13 protein-coding genes are annotated in these 17,790 nt (G+C 26.5%); all 13 read right to left on the bottom strand.

From position 1 onward, the window contains the following. Nucleotides 1-140: 140 nt before the first annotated feature. Nucleotides 141-2,420 carry an ATP-dependent Clp protease ATP-binding subunit ClpA gene (clpA, locus tag LLF98_RS10245; protein WP_291703187.1) on the bottom strand — a complete coding sequence of 760 codons (2,280 nt, stop codon included), beginning with the start codon at nt 2,418-2,420 and terminating at the stop codon, nt 141-143. 3 nt (nt 2,421-2,423) lie between these two features. Continuing rightward, nucleotides 2,424-2,723 carry an ATP-dependent Clp protease adaptor ClpS gene (locus tag LLF98_RS10240; protein ID WP_291703185.1) on the bottom strand — a complete coding sequence of 100 codons (300 nt, stop codon included), beginning with the start codon at nt 2,721-2,723 and terminating at the stop codon, nt 2,424-2,426. A gap of 180 nt (nt 2,724-2,903) precedes the next feature. Beyond that, complete coding sequence (locus LLF98_RS10235) at nt 2,904-4,370, bottom strand: decarboxylase (protein ID WP_291703226.1); 1,467 nt, start codon at nt 4,368-4,370, stop codon at nt 2,904-2,906. 145 nt (nt 4,371-4,515) lie between these two features. Beyond that, nucleotides 4,516-5,751, bottom strand: a complete 1,236-nt coding sequence (locus LLF98_RS10230) for a pitrilysin family protein (RefSeq protein WP_291703183.1) — start codon at nt 5,749-5,751, stop codon at nt 4,516-4,518. A 248-nt stretch (nt 5,752-5,999) separates the two neighbouring features. Beyond that, complete coding sequence (gene scfB, locus LLF98_RS10225; protein ID WP_291703181.1) at nt 6,000-7,361, bottom strand: thioether cross-link-forming SCIFF peptide maturase; 1,362 nt, start codon at nt 7,359-7,361, stop codon at nt 6,000-6,002. Nucleotides 7,362-7,428: 67 nt separating this feature from the next. Beyond that, nucleotides 7,429-7,566, bottom strand: a complete 138-nt coding sequence (scfA, locus tag LLF98_RS10220; protein WP_009172015.1) for a six-cysteine ranthipeptide SCIFF — start codon at nt 7,564-7,566, stop codon at nt 7,429-7,431. Nucleotides 7,567-7,679: 113 nt separating this feature from the next. Next, a complete protein-coding gene (locus LLF98_RS10215; protein WP_291703171.1) occupies nt 7,680-9,791 on the bottom strand; it encodes a cellulose biosynthesis cyclic di-GMP-binding regulatory protein BcsB in 2,112 nt (703 codons plus the stop codon). 13 nt (nt 9,792-9,804) lie between these two features. Further along, a complete protein-coding gene (locus tag LLF98_RS10210) occupies nt 9,805-11,055 on the bottom strand; it encodes a glycosyltransferase (RefSeq protein WP_291703169.1) in 1,251 nt (416 codons plus the stop codon). Nucleotides 11,056-11,060: 5 nt separating this feature from the next. Next, entirely contained in the window at nt 11,061-12,083 is a 1,023-nt protein-coding gene (locus LLF98_RS10205; RefSeq protein WP_291703167.1) for a DUF2334 domain-containing protein, read from the bottom strand. Continuing rightward, nucleotides 12,067-12,921: a diguanylate cyclase gene (locus tag LLF98_RS10200; protein ID WP_291703165.1), complete on the bottom strand. Its 855-nt coding sequence runs from the start codon at nt 12,919-12,921 to the stop codon at nt 12,067-12,069. Before LLF98_RS10200 ends, LLF98_RS10205 begins: the two co-directional genes overlap by 17 nt. Continuing rightward, nucleotides 12,908-14,425, bottom strand: coding sequence for a hypothetical protein (locus LLF98_RS10195; RefSeq protein ID WP_291703163.1), 1,518 nt, complete (start codon nt 14,423-14,425; stop codon nt 12,908-12,910). Before LLF98_RS10195 ends, LLF98_RS10200 begins: the two co-directional genes overlap by 14 nt. A gap of 307 nt (nt 14,426-14,732) precedes the next feature. Next, entirely contained in the window at nt 14,733-16,670 is a 1,938-nt protein-coding gene (gene htpG / locus LLF98_RS10190) for a molecular chaperone HtpG (RefSeq protein ID WP_291703161.1), read from the bottom strand. 160 nt (nt 16,671-16,830) lie between these two features. Further along, nucleotides 16,831-17,643, bottom strand: coding sequence for a purine-nucleoside phosphorylase (locus LLF98_RS10185; protein ID WP_291703159.1), 813 nt, complete (start codon nt 17,641-17,643; stop codon nt 16,831-16,833). Nucleotides 17,644-17,790: the final 147 nt, after the last annotated feature.

The raw sequence follows: 17,790 nt of genomic DNA, 5'->3' as shown, positions 1-17,790 counted from the left end.
TGCCAAAGTTATAAAATAACTTCGCAATAGTTCACCTCCTCTTCTAGTTTAGAGATTTCTCCCTATCAGTTATATATTATCTCCTAATTTAATAATTTTATTCACTAATATACACATGATTCATAATGCATTGTTAATTGTTAATCATTAATTGTCAATTTGAATTTTTCATCTATGAGATCAACAGTACAACTTCCACCATCATTCAGTTTTCCAAATAAAATCTCATCAACTAGTAACGGCTTAATTTCCGAAGCTACAATTCTAGCAATTTCCCTAGCTCCAAATTCTTCTGACATGCCTGTTTTAGAAATATAATTAACACATTCCTCACTAAATTCAATTTCAATATTCTTAGCAGCTAGTTTAATTTTAAAATCATTTAATTGTTTTTTAACAATGTTTATTGCCATAGAATCATTCATACTATTAAATACTATTATCTTATCTAATCTATTTCTAAATTCAGGTGTAAAGAATTTCTTTACTTCTTCCATTATAGCTTCACCTTTAACTTCTCTTTCTCCAAAGCCTATAAGTTTTTTACCTATATTTCTTGCTCCTGCATTAGAAGTCATAATTATAATTGTATTTCTAAAATCAGCTTTTCTACCTTTATTGTCAGTGAGTGTTGCATAATCCATGACTTGGAGTAGTACATTTAAAATATCTTCATTTGCCTTTTCTATTTCGTCTAGTAATAATACACAGTGTGGAGTCTTTCTCACAGCATCTGTAAGTAATCCGCCCTCTTCATACCCTACATATCCTGGAGGGGATCCTATAAGCTTTGAAGCTGCATGCTTTTCAGCATATTCACTCATATCAAATCTAATTAACTCTATACCAAGCTTTTTAGAAAGACATCTTGCAATTTCAGTTTTCCCAACTCCAGTAGGCCCAACAAAAAGCATAGATGCTACTGTTTTATCTTCCTCATTTAGTCCAGATCTAGACATCTTTATGCATCTCACAACTTCTTCAATTGCTTTATCTTGAGAAAAAATATTTTCCTTTAAACTAGATTCAAGATGTTGCAGCGAATTTATTTCACTACTTTCTACAGTTTGCTTTGGAATACTACAAACCTTTGAAATTATTTCTTCAATAACCGTCCTATCAATTATGATCTTTTCTTCCACATCTTCATTATGCATACGAGCATAAGCTCCTGCTTCGTCAATAATATCTACAGCTTTATCTGGTAAATATTTATCATTAATATACTTATCACTTAAAGTTACAGCATTACTTATGGCTTCATATGTATAACTTACATTATGATATTCTTCATAATTATCCTTAAGTCCATTAAGTATTTCTATTGATTCCTTAATAGAAGGTTCTTTAACATCTATTGTTTGAAACCTTCTACTTAATGCTTTATCTTTTTCAAAGAATTTTTTATATTCATCAAAAGTAGTTGCTCCAATAAATCTAATTTTACCTTCGGTTAAATAAGGCTTTAATAAATTAGATGCATCTAAAGCCCCACCATTCAATGATCCGGCACCAACTATGTTGTGAATTTCATCTATATAAACTATTGGCTTATTTTGTTTTCCAATTAAATCTAAAATTCTTTTTATTCTTTCCTCAAAATCTCCTCTGTATTTAGTTCCTGCAATTACTGATCCTATATCTAAAGAAAACATACAACTTCCTTTTAATTTTTCTGGAATTTTATTCTCACTTATAAGTCTTGCAAGACCTAAAATAATAGCAGTCTTACCAACTCCAGATTCGCCTACATGAATAGGGTTATTTTTTATCCTTCTACAAAGTATTTGAATACTTCTATCTAAAATATCTTTTCTTCCTATTAATGGATCGCTATTTTCTTCCTTAGCTTTTTCAATAAGATTTATTGTAAACTTATTAAGAAATGCATCTTCTTTTTTCTTCTTAGCTTTTTCTTGATTTTCTTCATCTATGAATCCTTCTGTATCTTCGCCAAAACTTTCTTTTGTTTCATCTTCATAAGAATTCTGATTAACTTCTTCTAGACTATGGCATAATAAATATAGCAATTCTCTTCTTGTAGCACCTTCTTGTTCTAAATAATAGCGTGCATAACTCTCTTCTAAATTAAAAATTGCAGAAAGTATATGATCTATACCAATAGCATCTTTTCCACTATTTAGGACTTGTTCATTAGCATTTAAAATAACCTTTTGAAATTCAATGCTTTCTTGTGGTTCACCTTCACCAATTTTATTTATATATGTTTTTATATAAGTATTTAAGTTATATCTTAAATTTTCTAAACTGCCACCACATTCTCTAATTGCATATTCCACCTTTTCATTAAATGTTGCTACATATAGTAAATGTTCAGGTGTAATATATTCACTATTTTTGTCTTTTGCTTCTTGATATGCTTTAAGTAATATCGAATTAACTTCATTAGTAATTTTCATACTCTACGCCTCCTCTACAGTAAGCTTGAATGGAAATCCTTGTTCCTTAGCCATAGACATTGCCGTATAAACTTTTGTAATTGCAATATCGTGGCTATATATTCCAGCTACTCCCTTACCTCTTTCATGTACATCTAACATTATTTTTTCAGCTTCTATAAGCTTCTTATTAAACACATTCACTAATGCATTAATAACAAATTCCATTGTAGTATAATCATCATTATACATAACAACTTTATATAGCTTAGGCTTTTTTATCTTAACTAGATCTTTTTGTTTGGTCACAATATTTGTTTCCATAATATAATCGTCCATCCCTACTTATATTTTATTATCATATATATATTATTCTAAATAGATATATTTTAACACAATATTTTAATTGATACCAATATAAGATAATTCTTATATTGAATAAAATCTGCTTAACTAATTTTATTCAGTAACCTTAACTTAATGAATAAAATATATCTTAATCTTTTATTCTTTTATCTTGATTACGTGAACCTTATTATTTTTAATTCCTAAAATACTTTTTTTATTAATGACATAATCTTGTATTATATCTATAGCATTTCGAGAAATAATTTCTCCTTGGCAGACTAATGGAATTCCAGGTGGATATGGTATTATTGCTTCTTTTGCAATATAACCTTCGCATCTTTCAATTTCACACCACTCACCATTTAATTTAAAAATTTCATACGGTTCTAATTTTTTTTCTGGAATATCAAAAAAATATTTTGCTTCTATTTGTCCAATTATACTATTCATTTCTAAATTCGAAATAGCTTCATATATAATCTTAAAATCTTCTTCACTATTAAAAGGAGACAATATTAACACCACTCCTCTTGAAAAACTCATTTCAGCTTGTATCTTTTGATTTCTTAAATACTCGAGAAGTTTATGTCCACTATATCCTTGAGGAAGAATCAATATATACCTGCTTAAATCAATATCATATTCTTGTTTGGATTCAATTTTAACTTGATTTGTTATTATATGCTTATATTGTTTATTTAAATCATCCTTACATAATATATGTACGTTTTTAAGTTGATTTATTTTTACTTTCCATTTCTCTGCTATATCTATTAATCTTTCATAATCTTTTTTACCGTAATTATCTAAATAATATCTAGCATAATCTAATGATGCCATAATTAAATAAGAAGGTGATGTTGTCATAAAAGTTTTTAGATAGAATTCTAACCAACTATTTTCTTCATTTACTAAAAGATATGCACCTTGAGTCAATGCGGGCAAAGTTTTATGTGCACTCAAAATCACATAATCTCCTAAGCTTGCAATAGATTTAGGCAATCTTTTATTTATACCAAAATGAGCTCCATGAGCTCCATCTATGATAACTTTTAACCCTCTTGATTTCAAATCTATTATGATATCTTCAATTTCATATGTAATTCCAAAATAATTAGGATAAGTTAATATAATTCCTTTTGGATTTGAACTTTCGCCGAGTGTCTTATAAATGTTTTCTTTATTTGGAGGAAGAAATACACCATTTTGATAATCAATAATAGGCTCAATATATTTTACTTTTAATTTTCTTAAAATTAATCCATTATAAATTGACTTATGACAATTTCTTTCAACTAAAACTTCATCGCCCTCATCAAATGCAGAGAACATAGCTGCCAAATTTCCTAGCGAACTTCCATTCACAAGAAAATATGCTTTTTTAGCTTTATAAGTTTCAGCCAATAATTCTTGAGCTTCTTTTATAATCCCCTCAGGACAATGCAAATTATCTAATGGTTCAACCTCAGTTATATCTAAAAATCCTAGTCTATTAACAAACTTTTCTCCAATCTCATCACCTAAAAATCCAATTCCACCTTTATTTCCCGGCATAGAAAGAAGTAAATTCTTCTCATCATGATATTTAAGTAATTCTTGTAATAATGGTAACCTCAGGAATATTCCCCCTATCTAATTTAGCAGTAATATAAAACATTGCAGTATTTTCATTATCAACTACCTTAACCGTTGTCACCCTCCATTTATATTGTTATAATATTAAAATTATTCACTTTGCTACTTATTAATTATCTTAACATAATATAGATTAATAAATTATTTGTATTGATAGATTTTTCAATACTTTATTACCTACTTGAAATATAATTTCATTAGTTAAATAACCTAAGTCATTAGTTTCATCAACATATATTTTATAATCTCCAAACATTGTATCATAGGTAGCCAACTCTTTTGCTAAAACTATACTCTGCTCTTCTCTAAATAATCTCTTTAATTTAAAATTCTTGATTAATTGTTCTATTTGCTTGTTATCTATACGTTGCTCTAATAAATTTACCTTTTCTATGCATTCCTTAACTAAAGCTATTGACTTATTTACATTTTCTTTTGCTGTACTAAAGGTAATTTTATATAATTTTATATAATTTTCATGTGCAATTTCAGTAATCACATCATAAATAAGCCCATTTTTAGTTCTTAAAGTATCATAAAGAATTGAATTAACTCCTTCTCCAAAATATTGATTGAAAATTCTAAGAGCCTTCATTTCTTTCTTACTCAAGTTATCTATTGGACATACTATTTCAATTTTGCATGTCTTTATTCCATCTCTTTTATCATTAAATACCTCTATTTTAGGAATTTCATATTCAATCTTTTTGCAATTCAATTCATTTCTATGATTTTTTTTATCATATGATACATTCCATTTCCAAAAATATTCATAGACAATATCTTTTACCTTATCAAATCTTACTGACGAAATTACAACAATCGAAGTATTTTCTGGGAAATAATATTTATAATAAAATTCTCTTATGTCACTTAAAGTAATACTGTCTAAACTTTCCTTTGTTCCTATAATAGGATACTTTATTCTTCTATTATTAAAGCTGTTTAAAAATAGTTTATCTTCACAATATTGTTCTAATTCTTCATCCCATTCTTTAAGTTCCTCTTTTATTACATCAATTTCTTCTTTAAAGCCTTCATTACTAAAACTTGGATTAAGAACTATATCACTTAATAACTCTACACCTTTTTTCAAATCTTCACCAAGTAACGTACCATAATAAATTACATATGAATAATTAGTCATAGCATTATTGAATCCGAAAATATTGCTTAAATCTTCATTTACTTCTTTCTCTGTTCTTTTTTTCGTTCCTTTATAAACCATATGCTCAGTTGCATGAGCTATTCCGTACCTTTCAGTTTCAACTCCAGCACCAGCATCTATTGATATACAAATTGATGTAAGTTCAGATTCAGTATGCTTGTATATTAACTTTAAATTATTTTCTAAAATATATTCTCTCAATTACTATTCTCCTTGCACACTATAATTCATATAATAAGTCATTCTTAGCAAAAAACACCAAACTTTTTTTAGTCATCAATACATTTGAAAACTAAAGAATCACAAATAACATTTGCTTTACCATTCCTTTTTACTTATAATTTTATATTCTTATATTATAATCATACAAACGAACACTATAAATAAATGTAAAAATAGCTAATAACAACTAAAAATTATTTCTCTTGTTATTAGCTACTTATGTTTATTTAATTATCTTCACATTTCAATGCAATTGCACATTCAATTCTCTTCTTTTGCATTTTACACCCAATTTCATAAGGAATATTCATATCTCCATTGAAATTAAAATTATTTGCTTGGCATCCACCACTACAGTAGAATTTTGCCCAACAATCTTTACACTTAGGTTTATTGTATATATGAGATTTCTTGAATTTCTTAGCAAGTTCTGTATCGTAAGTATCATCATTAATACTTCCTAGTTTGAATTCTTCTTTTCCAACAAATTGATGACATGGATATACATCTCCTTGTGGAGTTATTGCTACATATTCAAAACCAGCTCCACAACCTGAAATTCTCTTATAAACGCATGGTCCACCTTGAAGATCTATATTAAAATGATAGAATTTAAATTCTTCATTTCCTTCTCTTTTTCTTCTTTTCATTTCTTCATACAATTTATCATAATTATCAAAAATCGTATCAATATCTTCTTCTCTAAGAGAAAGAGGATGTCCGTTTTCTAAAACAACAGGTTCTATTGATAATTCCCTAAAGCCTTCATTTACCATAGCCATTACATCTTCATAAAAATCTATGTTTCCTCTTGTGAAAGTTCCTCTAACATAATAAGTTTTTCCCTTAGTTCTTCTTTTAATCATCTCTTTTATGTTAGGTACAATATCATCATAAGAACCGCTCTTATCTGGCTTAATTCTAACATTATCATTAACTTCTTTTCTTCCATCTAATGATAAAATAATGTTTCCCATTTCCTTATCCATATAATCCATCATCTCTGGAGTTAAAAGAGTAGCATTAGTGGTCATAGTAAACCTAATTTTCTTTCCCCACTTTTCTTCATTATCTCTAGCATACTTAATTATTTCTTTTATAGTATCCATGATTAATGTTGGCTCTCCACCAAACAAATCAATTTCTATATTCTTTCTTGGACCACTTCTTTTAATAACATAGTCAATTGCCTTTTGAGCTGTTTCTAGGTTCATAACTCCGCCATGTCCATGATATTCACCTTCATCAGCAAAACAATATTTACATCTTAAATTGCACCCATGAATAACATTTAAACAAATAGCCTTTATGTAATCTCTATCATCCATAGAACTGTGAGCGATTTCTTCATATTGATCTTCTGAATAAAGAATACCTTCTTCTGCTAATTCTTGAATTTCATCATAAGCTTCTGAAAGTTCTTCTTTATCATATTTTCCTTTAAGTTCTTCTAATATTTCTTTCTTATTCTTTAATTTATCCTCACCTAATATATCATAGACTAGTTCATCCACTACATGAACTGCCCCAGTGTTTACATCTAAAACAAAATAGTTTTCACCTTGCTTAAATTTATGTATTAAAGACAATTTAAATTCCTCCTAAATATATACAAATATAAAGTAAGCAGTAACTATATAGTTACTGCTTGAAAAATTAGTTTTCGCACTCTAAGTTTGCAACTGTACAAGATGTCTTACAAGCTGATTGACATGAATTTGCACATTCCTTGCACCCTGGCTTACATAAGCTATTTTTGATATTTGGTTTATTAATAGTTTTTATATGTTTCATAAATGAAAACTCCTCCATTCAAAAAATATCTCTAGTAATTATAGCATTACACTATGGAATTTACAATGTTGAATTTAATCTATTTGAAGGTTTGTAGTATCAAAACTTTTATGCTATTTCCTGAGTTTGCTGTTTTTATTATTCTTGAAGAAATATAAGGCTGTAGCACTTGCTACAAATATTACAAATAGTCCCGCAATAATAAGCACTGCTTTAGCATTTCCATCTAAAGCTTCAAGTTTTTCATAAGCAGGCTTTTGAGTTTCTTTTTTCATTTTATATGTTTTAATGTCACCATATTTATCTATTATTGCACAATCTCCATTAAGCTTTGCAACCATAGTAGCTGAACTTAAATAACTTAATGAGTTCTTTAATATTTCACTATCTGGTGATGTTAATACAAGCATAGCCTTTTGATCATTGAATTTTGATATATCCAGTTGAAAATTAGAAATTGTAGAGCTAAAAGAATCTGTCAATACTAATTTTTCATTGGATAAAAACTTTGAATAATTTTCATCATACTTAAACCATAATTCATCATTTATAGTTGAAATTAATTTATTTGTCTTTGGCATTCCATAAATAATTATATTTTTCTTCTTATCACTATCACTTACCGCTGAACTTCTAACAACTTTAAAATCTCCATTATTATACGCAACATCTTTTCCTAAATATCCAACAACTTTTCCTAATGAGTTTATTTCATCAGAACTTAATGCATCAGGTACAATCATTGCAGTATCATTAAACATTTCATCTTTTACAAATGGTGCACTGTAAGTAGAAAAATAATAATCATTTATATCATTATTCCCTAAATATAAATATGAATCTCCTGTTACTAATGCCCATGGCATTTCTTCCTGTCTCTTTTCACAATAACTGTTTGTTAGCTCTAAGTCAAAAGCAATTTTTATATCTAAATAATTTGTATTACTAACATCATTAGGTAACTTTAATTCTACTTCATCTTGAGAACATTTTTCTTTTTCTAATTTTTTACTGCCTATTGGTGTATTATTAATATAAACTGTAACTAAAGATTTCTCAAAATCAAGATTTTCAGAATATCTCATGAAAAGTTTAATTTTATCACGTTGAGAAAAGATTCTATTCTTTGGAATACTATAACTTATAGTTGACTCTCTTCTAAAAGAGCCCTTTAATTGTATTTCACTAATTCCAATATCTTTAAATGCTACTTTTCCACTTACAATTTTAGGTACGGTTTCTTCTTTAAAATCACTCGTTACATTGAATGTATCACTATCTAATTGATATACCAACTCTTTATTTTGTAGTGTTTTAATTCCTTTTATTAAATTGTCATTATCATCACATAAAATCACCATGGTTTTATTATTTTTATTGGCTGAATAGGGTGAATTTAACACCTTTATAAGACAATCAGTATTTTTGCTGCTTTCCACACCAAATTCATTTTTTAAATTGTTATATCCACCAATAAAAATACCATTTGTGTTTTCATTTTTTGCAAAATCACTATATTTTACTATGGTTATTTTATTTTCATAAGTATCATTTAGCTTTTCTAAATATGAATTCAAAATAAATGCAGCACTCAACTCTGAATCACTGTAATCATCAGGAATTACAATTGATAAATCATTTAAATTTTGATTATTATCTTGATTTTTCAAGAATGGATATGGAAAATCAGATATTTTATTATTGGAAATAATATTATTAAATGTAGCTTTTATATTAGTGCTTTTTTTGATTACAAACCAATTGGCAAGATTAACATCATCTACACAAGAAAGTTCGGATGTTCTTAAATAAGTCTCTATTTTCAATTGATTAGAATGTACTTTTAAAAGCTCTTCTGGTATAGCAACCTTTATTTGTTGTTCTTCTGAATAACTTTTATAAAAAATTCCTTGAGAATAAAAAGGTGTTCCATTAACCGATAATTTTATATATGCTTTTTGATTTTCTTCAATCAATTGATTTATACAGAAATTAACTTGTGCTTCTACTTTAGTATTTTTCCACCATTCATCAACATTAAAATAAGTACTATAACTTGAAAATGCACCAGTAAATATTACATCATTACTAAGATTATAGCTCTTTGTATTTACATTTTGTTCTATATTGTCTCCTTTAGGAGCAGCATATATTCCTATGCCAATACTTAAAGAAAAAATTATTGCTAAAAATAAAATGTTAATAATATTTATAATTTTTTTCACTTTGCTCCCCCTATTAAAACCTTTCTGTTTTATACCATTTTACTTCTCGCTTAAAAACAACATCTCTTATATAATTATAAAATCCAGCTATGGAAACAATAGCCCACATTTTACTATAAGTAAAATAACTTAATAATATAACTAATACATTTTTAAAATTTAATTCTCCCTTTTCCATTGAAATTGCTACCATTACTGATAAAATAAAAACTAATAATGCCATAAACCATAAAATTACTTCGTATCCGCCAATATGTATTTGAACTATATTAGCCCCTCCAAGTATAAATATACAATCCGATAGTACACTTGCAGATAAAAAGAAAAAATAAACTAAGGTGTAATATAAAATATCAAATATTGTAACACCAGCTTTGGGATTAAATATATATTTTAAGTTTTTTATTACTACATATATATTACCTTTTACCCATCTATTTCTTTGCTTAAACCAGACCTTAACAGTTTGAGGTTCTTGTTCATAAGTTACAGCAAGAGGCATGAACTTTATTTTATATCCCATTCTATAAATTCTAAAGCTTACTTCTGTATCTTCTGTTATTGCCTTTGTATCCCATCCACCCATTTCATCCATTATTTCTCTTACTACAACGAAATTAGTGCCTGGAATAGTGCATAAACTAAATAAATTCCATCGTCCTGCTTGCGCCATCCATTGATAAGTCAAGGTTTCTATATTTATAAAATTAGTTAATAAACTTTTATCTTTATTTCTACATCGAAATTTTCCAATGACTGCTCCTAAGCTTTTATCCTTTATCAAAGTTTGTACTAAATATTTTAGTGCCTTTCTATCGGGAGTATTATCTGCATCATAAACAGCTAAAATTTCACCTTTACTTTTTTCAAGTCCAATATTTAAGGCATTGGATTTCCCCTTCCCTCCAATTATATTATCCGTATTTATTACTATTAAGTTTTTTTGTGCATATTTTTTTTGCATTTCTTGCAATATTTGTGCTGAATTATCACTAGAATTATCATTAACTATGATTACTTCATATTTATCTTTAGGATAATCTAATTCTAGTAAAGAAGTTACTGTCTTTCTTATAACCACAGCTTCATTATGAGCTGGAACTAATATGGATACAAAAGGATAATTTTTTAATTGTTCATCCATTTTCTCATTGTTTATTTTTGAATAATATATATATCCTGATATAACTAATATTACATTAATAAAAACTGTTATCCATATTACTATTAACGAATATATAACTAAATAATCTATAATACTCATATGATTTATTTAAAAAACCTTTTCCTTTCTATCTTTTTACTTAATACTAATATTATTAAAAATATTAGTGACGCCACTGCACTTACTATTTCTATAATTTTATTGGACAGTGTCAAATCCTTTTTAGATGGACTTTCTTTTTTACTATCTTCCTTAGCAAAAGCATTTTTATATTCTTCTTCACAAATAAATCTTTGTTGTGTCACATCTTTATTATTAAAAAAAATTCCTTTTGAATTGCTTTTTACTTCATTATTAAACTTCATATAAGAATTTAATTTATTATTTTCAGTAAAACTTATTTCTCTATTAAGAATTTCATCTACATTTTTCTTAAACTCATCAAATGTAAAATCACTTTTCACACATATTGCACTTTTATCATATATATTAGTGCTATTATTCTTAATGTAGTTATCTAAATTAATTTTTTGAATGATATTCTCATATGATTTAATAGTGTAATTACTCTTATCATTATTAATATTATCTTGGGAATTTAAAAACAAAGTATCTGTACATTCCCAAAGTTCTTTTAAATCCTCTCTGTAAAGTAAGGACTCTTTAACACTCATTCCTATTGGATAGACCCAATAATTAGTATAATTATCAAAAGATTTTTTAACTTTCTCAGTGATTACGTGCGCACTTATAGATTTTCCATTTGATCCTTTTTCATTTAATATAGGGAATTTTAACACTATTTTTCCTCCATTTGCTTGTGCATATCTTAAACATGCTGCAAATCTTCTCATTGCTTTTAAATCTTCATTTACAAATACTGGTGATGACTCTATAAAAAACTTAATTCCATTATCTTTTAAATAACTTATTTCATCTATTAGATTATTTAATTCATTAAAAGGCGTAACATCATCAAGATAAAAATAAATTTCACCTTTTACTTGTAAGTTTTCTTTATTGGTTTCTGCTTTACATTCAATATTTCTAGTAAAAAAGCTAGTAATTATAAAGCAAATTAAAATAACTATTATTTTATATATAAGGAATTTATTCTTGTATATCATATTCCAATTCCTTTTCTGCTAATTTAATAAATTCGAAAGGATTATTTACTGAATTATCAAAAGTATAAAAACCAATTTGAATATCTAATTTTATATTTTTATAAACAGATTCTTTTGAAAAGTCAAATTTATTCACATTTTCTTTAAATCTTTCTTTTATAATCTTAGCTCCATCTATATCAGTAATTGTTAAAAAACCAAATGTTTTATAGTCTATTATATATTTTATATCTTCTTCTCTTAATGATTTTTCAAAAACTTCACTGGATTGAATTAATAAAACCTTATATTGTTCTTTGCCTAAAATACTTCTAAGTTTGTCAGCAAATTTAATCCTCAGAATAAATAGTGTTACAGGCACCTTATGTCTTATACTCAATTTCATATATATTGGTAATTCAATTAAAAGAGCTCTTTCATTTCTTATATTTGTATCTTCATCAATCATAACTAATTTAGAATTTTCATTTATTAAACTTTCATTTTCTTTTTGTATCATAACAATATTTTTTGATACTAATGCCACTAAAAGCGCTGTAATAGGCAATAAAATAATCCAATAATACGTATTAAAATCTATCTTTACATTATTAACAAAATTACAATATAATTTATAACTCATATATACAAAATCAGCTGCCAATGTAACTACTAATGCTAATGTAATATTGGTATAATAACTTACAAGAGCAATTATCATAACAAGTTCAATCATTAGATAATTTTCAAAAGAATTATCTAATTCTAAAACTTTATTACTTAAGCATAAAGCGAAAAAATATGCTATAAGCAATGTCATTAATATATCGATTTTTTTTCTTGTATTAATTTGTTCCACTTTGGGTCCCCCTTAATTTATTAAAAGTGAATTTATTTTTTTGATTATGTCTAATTGTACGTTCCTGCAATTTTATACTTATAAGATATATTAAAATCAAATCAAAACTCATATTATACATAAATACATGTTTAGATAAATCTGCATCTCCTGCACCTATTACTGATATTACAATTTGAGATAATCCAATTAAAAATATATAAAAATATGCTTCTTCTTTAAGAATTATCTTATTATCTTTGCTTTTATATCCTTTTATATATCTACTTAGAGAAATATATATATATATTATTATTGTAATAAGTGAAAAAATTGAATTTCCAGTAAATACTTTTTGTTTTATAGTACTATATAATGCAAAAAAATAAGATTTTGCACCAAATTCTTTATTAGCACTCTTTTCGTAATTTCCCATAGCATTAGGTCGTATTGAATATGCATTATTAAAAGATATTTTTAATAATTTAAAAAACGCCCTTGGATGAGTAATATAATAAGATAAGATTTTCGTTGTAGTAAATTTTTTATAATAATTTTCTATAAGTTTGTTATCATATAAATTCACTAATGTTACATCATCATAGAATGTCGTTTCTTTTAATAATGAATACTGCTGATCTAAATTGAAATATTTTATAATTTCATCTGGATCATCCTCATATAATAAAATTCCTCTATTCATAGAATGATAACTATTGATATATTCAAAATCTCCAGTTATTGTTTTATAAAATAATATTGAACTTACAACAAATCCCACGAATAACAATAAACTTAACCCTTTAAATAACTTATCTTTTCTTTTAAACCCTATTCTTAATACTAAAATTGCAATTAAAATCCCGACTGGTGCAAGTTGCTGCTTTGCGCCAAAAAAGATAAAAGAAGAAATTCCAAACATTAAAATATTAAATATATTGAATTTGTTGACTTCTATCATATATAGTAAAATCCCCACACTTAATAAAAAGAAACTTATATTTATAGCTTCCCCATAAAAAGAATTGTAATAAGATAAATATGCAGTATCACAAAATATTAAACTCGTTATTAAAGTTATTATTATCTTATGTTTTTCCTTAATTATTTCATTGATTAATACTTTTACAATTAGATAAATGCCTATAGCTTCTGCAAGTAAAAACATCCACGACATAAATCTTATATCTAGAACATAATTTTTATTGAATATTTTATTTATACAAATTGCTCCTTTAATAAATATTCCTTGTGTAGATGTATATATTTTTTCATTCTCATTGTTATATTTATATATCCCATAATTTTTGTAAAAATACCCATTATATAAATCATTATCATTGGGATTTAATTCATATACCCCATTAGTACTTATTTCTCTATAAAAGTCTCCATTATCTGCCATTCCAATAACTGGTTCACAAAATAACGTAATAGAGCCTATTATAATAACTACTAAAAATGCTACTACAGGATAATCTATATTTCTTAATATTTCATCTTTTTTCTTTAAAATGTATTGCATTTTTGCTTTAATCACATCCATTTTATAAATTATTTTGAAAGCTACTTAAAATGCTTAAGCTTGCACAGACTACTTTTACATATAATGAGTAATTCATGTATTATGGAAATCACTTCCCTTTTATTTTAAACTTTACTCACTAAATTTATACTTTATTTTCATTATGTATCACAACTCTTACAAAATTTTGACAAGAAATAAAAAAAAGTAATCAATAGCATTAAAATTTTTTACCTTTTAAATGCTACTGACTACTTTATTAATATATAGTTTTTAATATTTTAATTTATGTTCTTATCGTATTTTACTATAGTAAAATAACTTTGCTTAAAAGTTCATTATTTCTCTTTATAAACTCATCCATTTCATTTGCATCTAATTCTTTATTAGCAATCTTAGCTAAATCTAAAATATGTTCACAAATGAATTTAACTTCATCTTTTTTAGCATCATCTTTAGAAACTTCTACAAGTTTTTTAATGATAGCATTTTTATTATTTACAACTAAAGTCTTTTCTTCATCAAACATACCTGGGAAGTTCATGCCTGATTTTGCATACATCTTACTCATTTCAGCCATTCTTCTTGATTCTTCTGAAACTAAAATTAGTGCTGAAGTATTTTCATTTTTTAATGCTTCAACTGATAATTTAGTAACTTTTTCTCCTAAAGCATTTTTAAATACATCTTCTATTTCTTTATTCAATGCCTTTTGAGTTTCATCATTTTCATCAGTTTTACTTCCTAATGTATCTGAAATATCAGAGTCAATTCTATTAAATTTAACTCCTTTTTCATGCATTTCTAAGAATGAAATAAAGTGATCATCTATTGTGCAATCAAATATTACAGCATCTAAATCATATTCTTTAAACATCTTAATATATTGCGATTGTTGTTTCTCATCATTAGAATAAAATACTTTATTTTCATGTTTTTCTTTATTAGCTTCAAGATAATCTTTTAATGTTATAAATTCACCTTTTAAATTCTTAAAGATTATTATTTCCTTAATCTTTTCATAGAATTTTTCATCTCTTAAGCAGCCATACTTAATGAATATTTGTATGTCTGGCCAAAATTTATTAAATTCTTCTCTACTATTTTTAAATAAATCTACTAATTTATCTGCAACTTTCTTAATTATATGATTAGAAATTTTTGAAACTTCCTTATCATTTTGAAGGAAACTTCTTGATACATTTAAAGGTAAATCTGGACAATCTATAGTTCCTTTTAATAATAATAAGAATTCTGGAATTACTTCTTTAATATTATCTGCAACGAAAACTTGATTATTATAAAGTTTTACTTGACCTTCTCTAAGTTCTACTTCATGAGTTAATTTAGGAAAATATAATATTCCTTTTAAGTTAAATGGATAATCCACATTTAAATGAATCCAAAATAATGGTTCATTAAAATCCATAAATACGTTTCTATAAAAATCTTTATACTCTTCATCTGTACAATCTTTTGGAGCTTTAACCCATAAAGGCTTTGTATCATTTAAAGGCTTTGGAGCTTCTGGCTCTACTAATTCTTGATATTCAGTTCCATCTTCTTTTTTCTTTGTTTCATATTTAGGTTCTTCTTTTGGCTTATTTTCATTTTCTAAATATATTTCTGTAGGTAAGAATGAACAATATTTCTTTATTATTTCTCTAACCTTATATTCTTCTAAAAATTCTGTACTCTCATCATTAATATATAATGTTACAGTTGTACCTCTTGTAGTTCTTTCTTCTGAAATACCCATTTCATATTCAGTACCACCTTCATCACAAATCCATTTTACTGGCTCTGCTCCATCTTTATGTGATAATGTATCTATTTGAACCTTATCAGAAACCATGAATGTTGAGTAAAAACCAAGTCCAAAGTGACCTATTATATCCTTACCTTCATCGCCCTTATCTTTATATTTTTCCACAAAATCTGTTGCCCCTGAAAAAGCAACTTGAGTAATGTACTTTTTAACCTCTTCTTCATTCATTCCAATACCATTATCTATGAATTTAAGAGTTTTCTTTTCTTTATTTACAGATACTATAACCTTATATTGTTCATCTTCATTTGCAGTAGCTTCTCCAAATGAAGCTAATCTTTGGAATTTACTAATTGCATCGCATGCATTACTTATAACTTCTCTTATAAATATGTCTTTATCAGAGTATAGCCACTTCTTAATAATAGGAAATATGTTCTCTGTATCAATTGAAATATTACCATTTTCTTTTATCATTTTATAACCACTCCTCTTATTTTTTTCTAGAAATATTTTAGACCAAATAGTATTAATTGTCAAATTGTTCTTATAATCTCACTTAGGCATATGAAAGAAAATAATAGACAAAAGATGCCAATCTGTTATTTTTTTGAACATCCCTTAGTAAACATGAAAACTAAAGTTCTTCTATAATTCGTACTACCCACTTGCATAAATTAACCGAAGCTTTTTTAGCTGTTTCTACAACTCGTTCATGAGAATGCTTCACTTTTTGTATTCCTGTAGCCATATTATTAATACATGCTATTCCTAGTACATCCATTCCCAAGTAATTAGCTACTATTGTTTCTGGTACTGTTGACATACCAACTGCATCAGCTCCATGCCTTCCTATCATTACAATTTCAGCAGCTGTTTCATAATATGGTCCCATAAAGCCTGCATAAACCCATTCACCATATTTAATCCCTAATTCATCTGCAATTTTTTTAGCTTTATTAATGAGCTCTATCTTATACGGCTCTGACATATCTGGAAATCTTGTTCCTAATCTTTCATCATTTACACCGATTAAAGGATTATCTCCAAATAAATTTATAAAATCATTAATAAGCATTAATTTTCCTGGTTCAAAACTTTTATTAATTCCACCGCAAGCATTGGTTACAATAATTTTTTCAATCCCTAACTGTTTCATTACATATATGGGATATGTAACCGCCTTCATTGTATATCCTTCATAATAATGGAATCTTCCTTGCATTATTAAAACTTCTACCCCATTAATTTTACCAAAGACTAATTTACCTTCATGACCTTTAACTGTTGAGATTGGAAAATTAGGAATATCTTCATAAGGTATATCTTCTACCTGCTCTACTGAATCAACTAAATCTCCTAATCCTGATCCGAGTATTACTGCAATTTTAGGATTTCTATTTACCTTGCCTTGTATATACTTCACTGATTCCATTATTTTATCATACATTTTATTTCCGTTACCAAAATTCTATAAAACTTTACAAAAAGAATATAAAAGTCTATAATTTTGTTTCTTTCCTACTTCATAGTGTCCAGTTTTGCCAAGGCTACTCCTGTTTGCTATAACACTCAATAGGCTTTGCTACTTAAAAAG

Origin of the sequence: Clostridium sp. (genome assembly GCF_021372645.1) — a bacterium.
GTDB lineage: Bacteria > Bacillota > Clostridia > Clostridiales > Clostridiaceae > Clostridium.
The sequence above is the reverse complement of the archived record's forward strand: the minus strand, read 5'-3'. Positions and strand labels throughout refer to the sequence as shown.

Bases quoted from the DNA above. Each gene is read 5' to 3' on its own strand.
- LLF98_RS10205 (WP_291703167.1), bottom strand. From the start codon at position 12,083: ATGATATACAAGAATAAATTCCTTATATATAAAATAATAGTTATTTTA.
- LLF98_RS10210 (WP_291703169.1), bottom strand. From the start codon at position 11,055: ATGAGTATTATAGATTATTTAGTTATATATTCGTTAATAGTAATATGG.
- LLF98_RS10195 (WP_291703163.1), bottom strand. From the start codon at position 14,425: ATGCAATACATTTTAAAGAAAAAAGATGAAATATTAAGAAATATAGAT.
- LLF98_RS10185 (WP_291703159.1), bottom strand. From the start codon at position 17,643: ATGTATGATAAAATAATGGAATCAGTGAAGTATATACAAGGCAAGGTA.
- LLF98_RS10240 (WP_291703185.1), bottom strand. From the start codon at position 2,723: ATGGAAACAAATATTGTGACCAAACAAAAAGATCTAGTTAAGATAAAA.
- clpA (WP_291703187.1), bottom strand. From the start codon at position 2,420: ATGAAAATTACTAATGAAGTTAATTCGATATTACTTAAAGCATATCAA.
- scfA (WP_009172015.1), bottom strand. From the start codon at position 7,566: ATGAAACATATAAAAACTATTAATAAACCAAATATCAAAAATAGCTTA.
- htpG (WP_291703161.1), bottom strand. From the start codon at position 16,670: ATGATAAAAGAAAATGGTAATATTTCAATTGATACAGAGAACATATTT.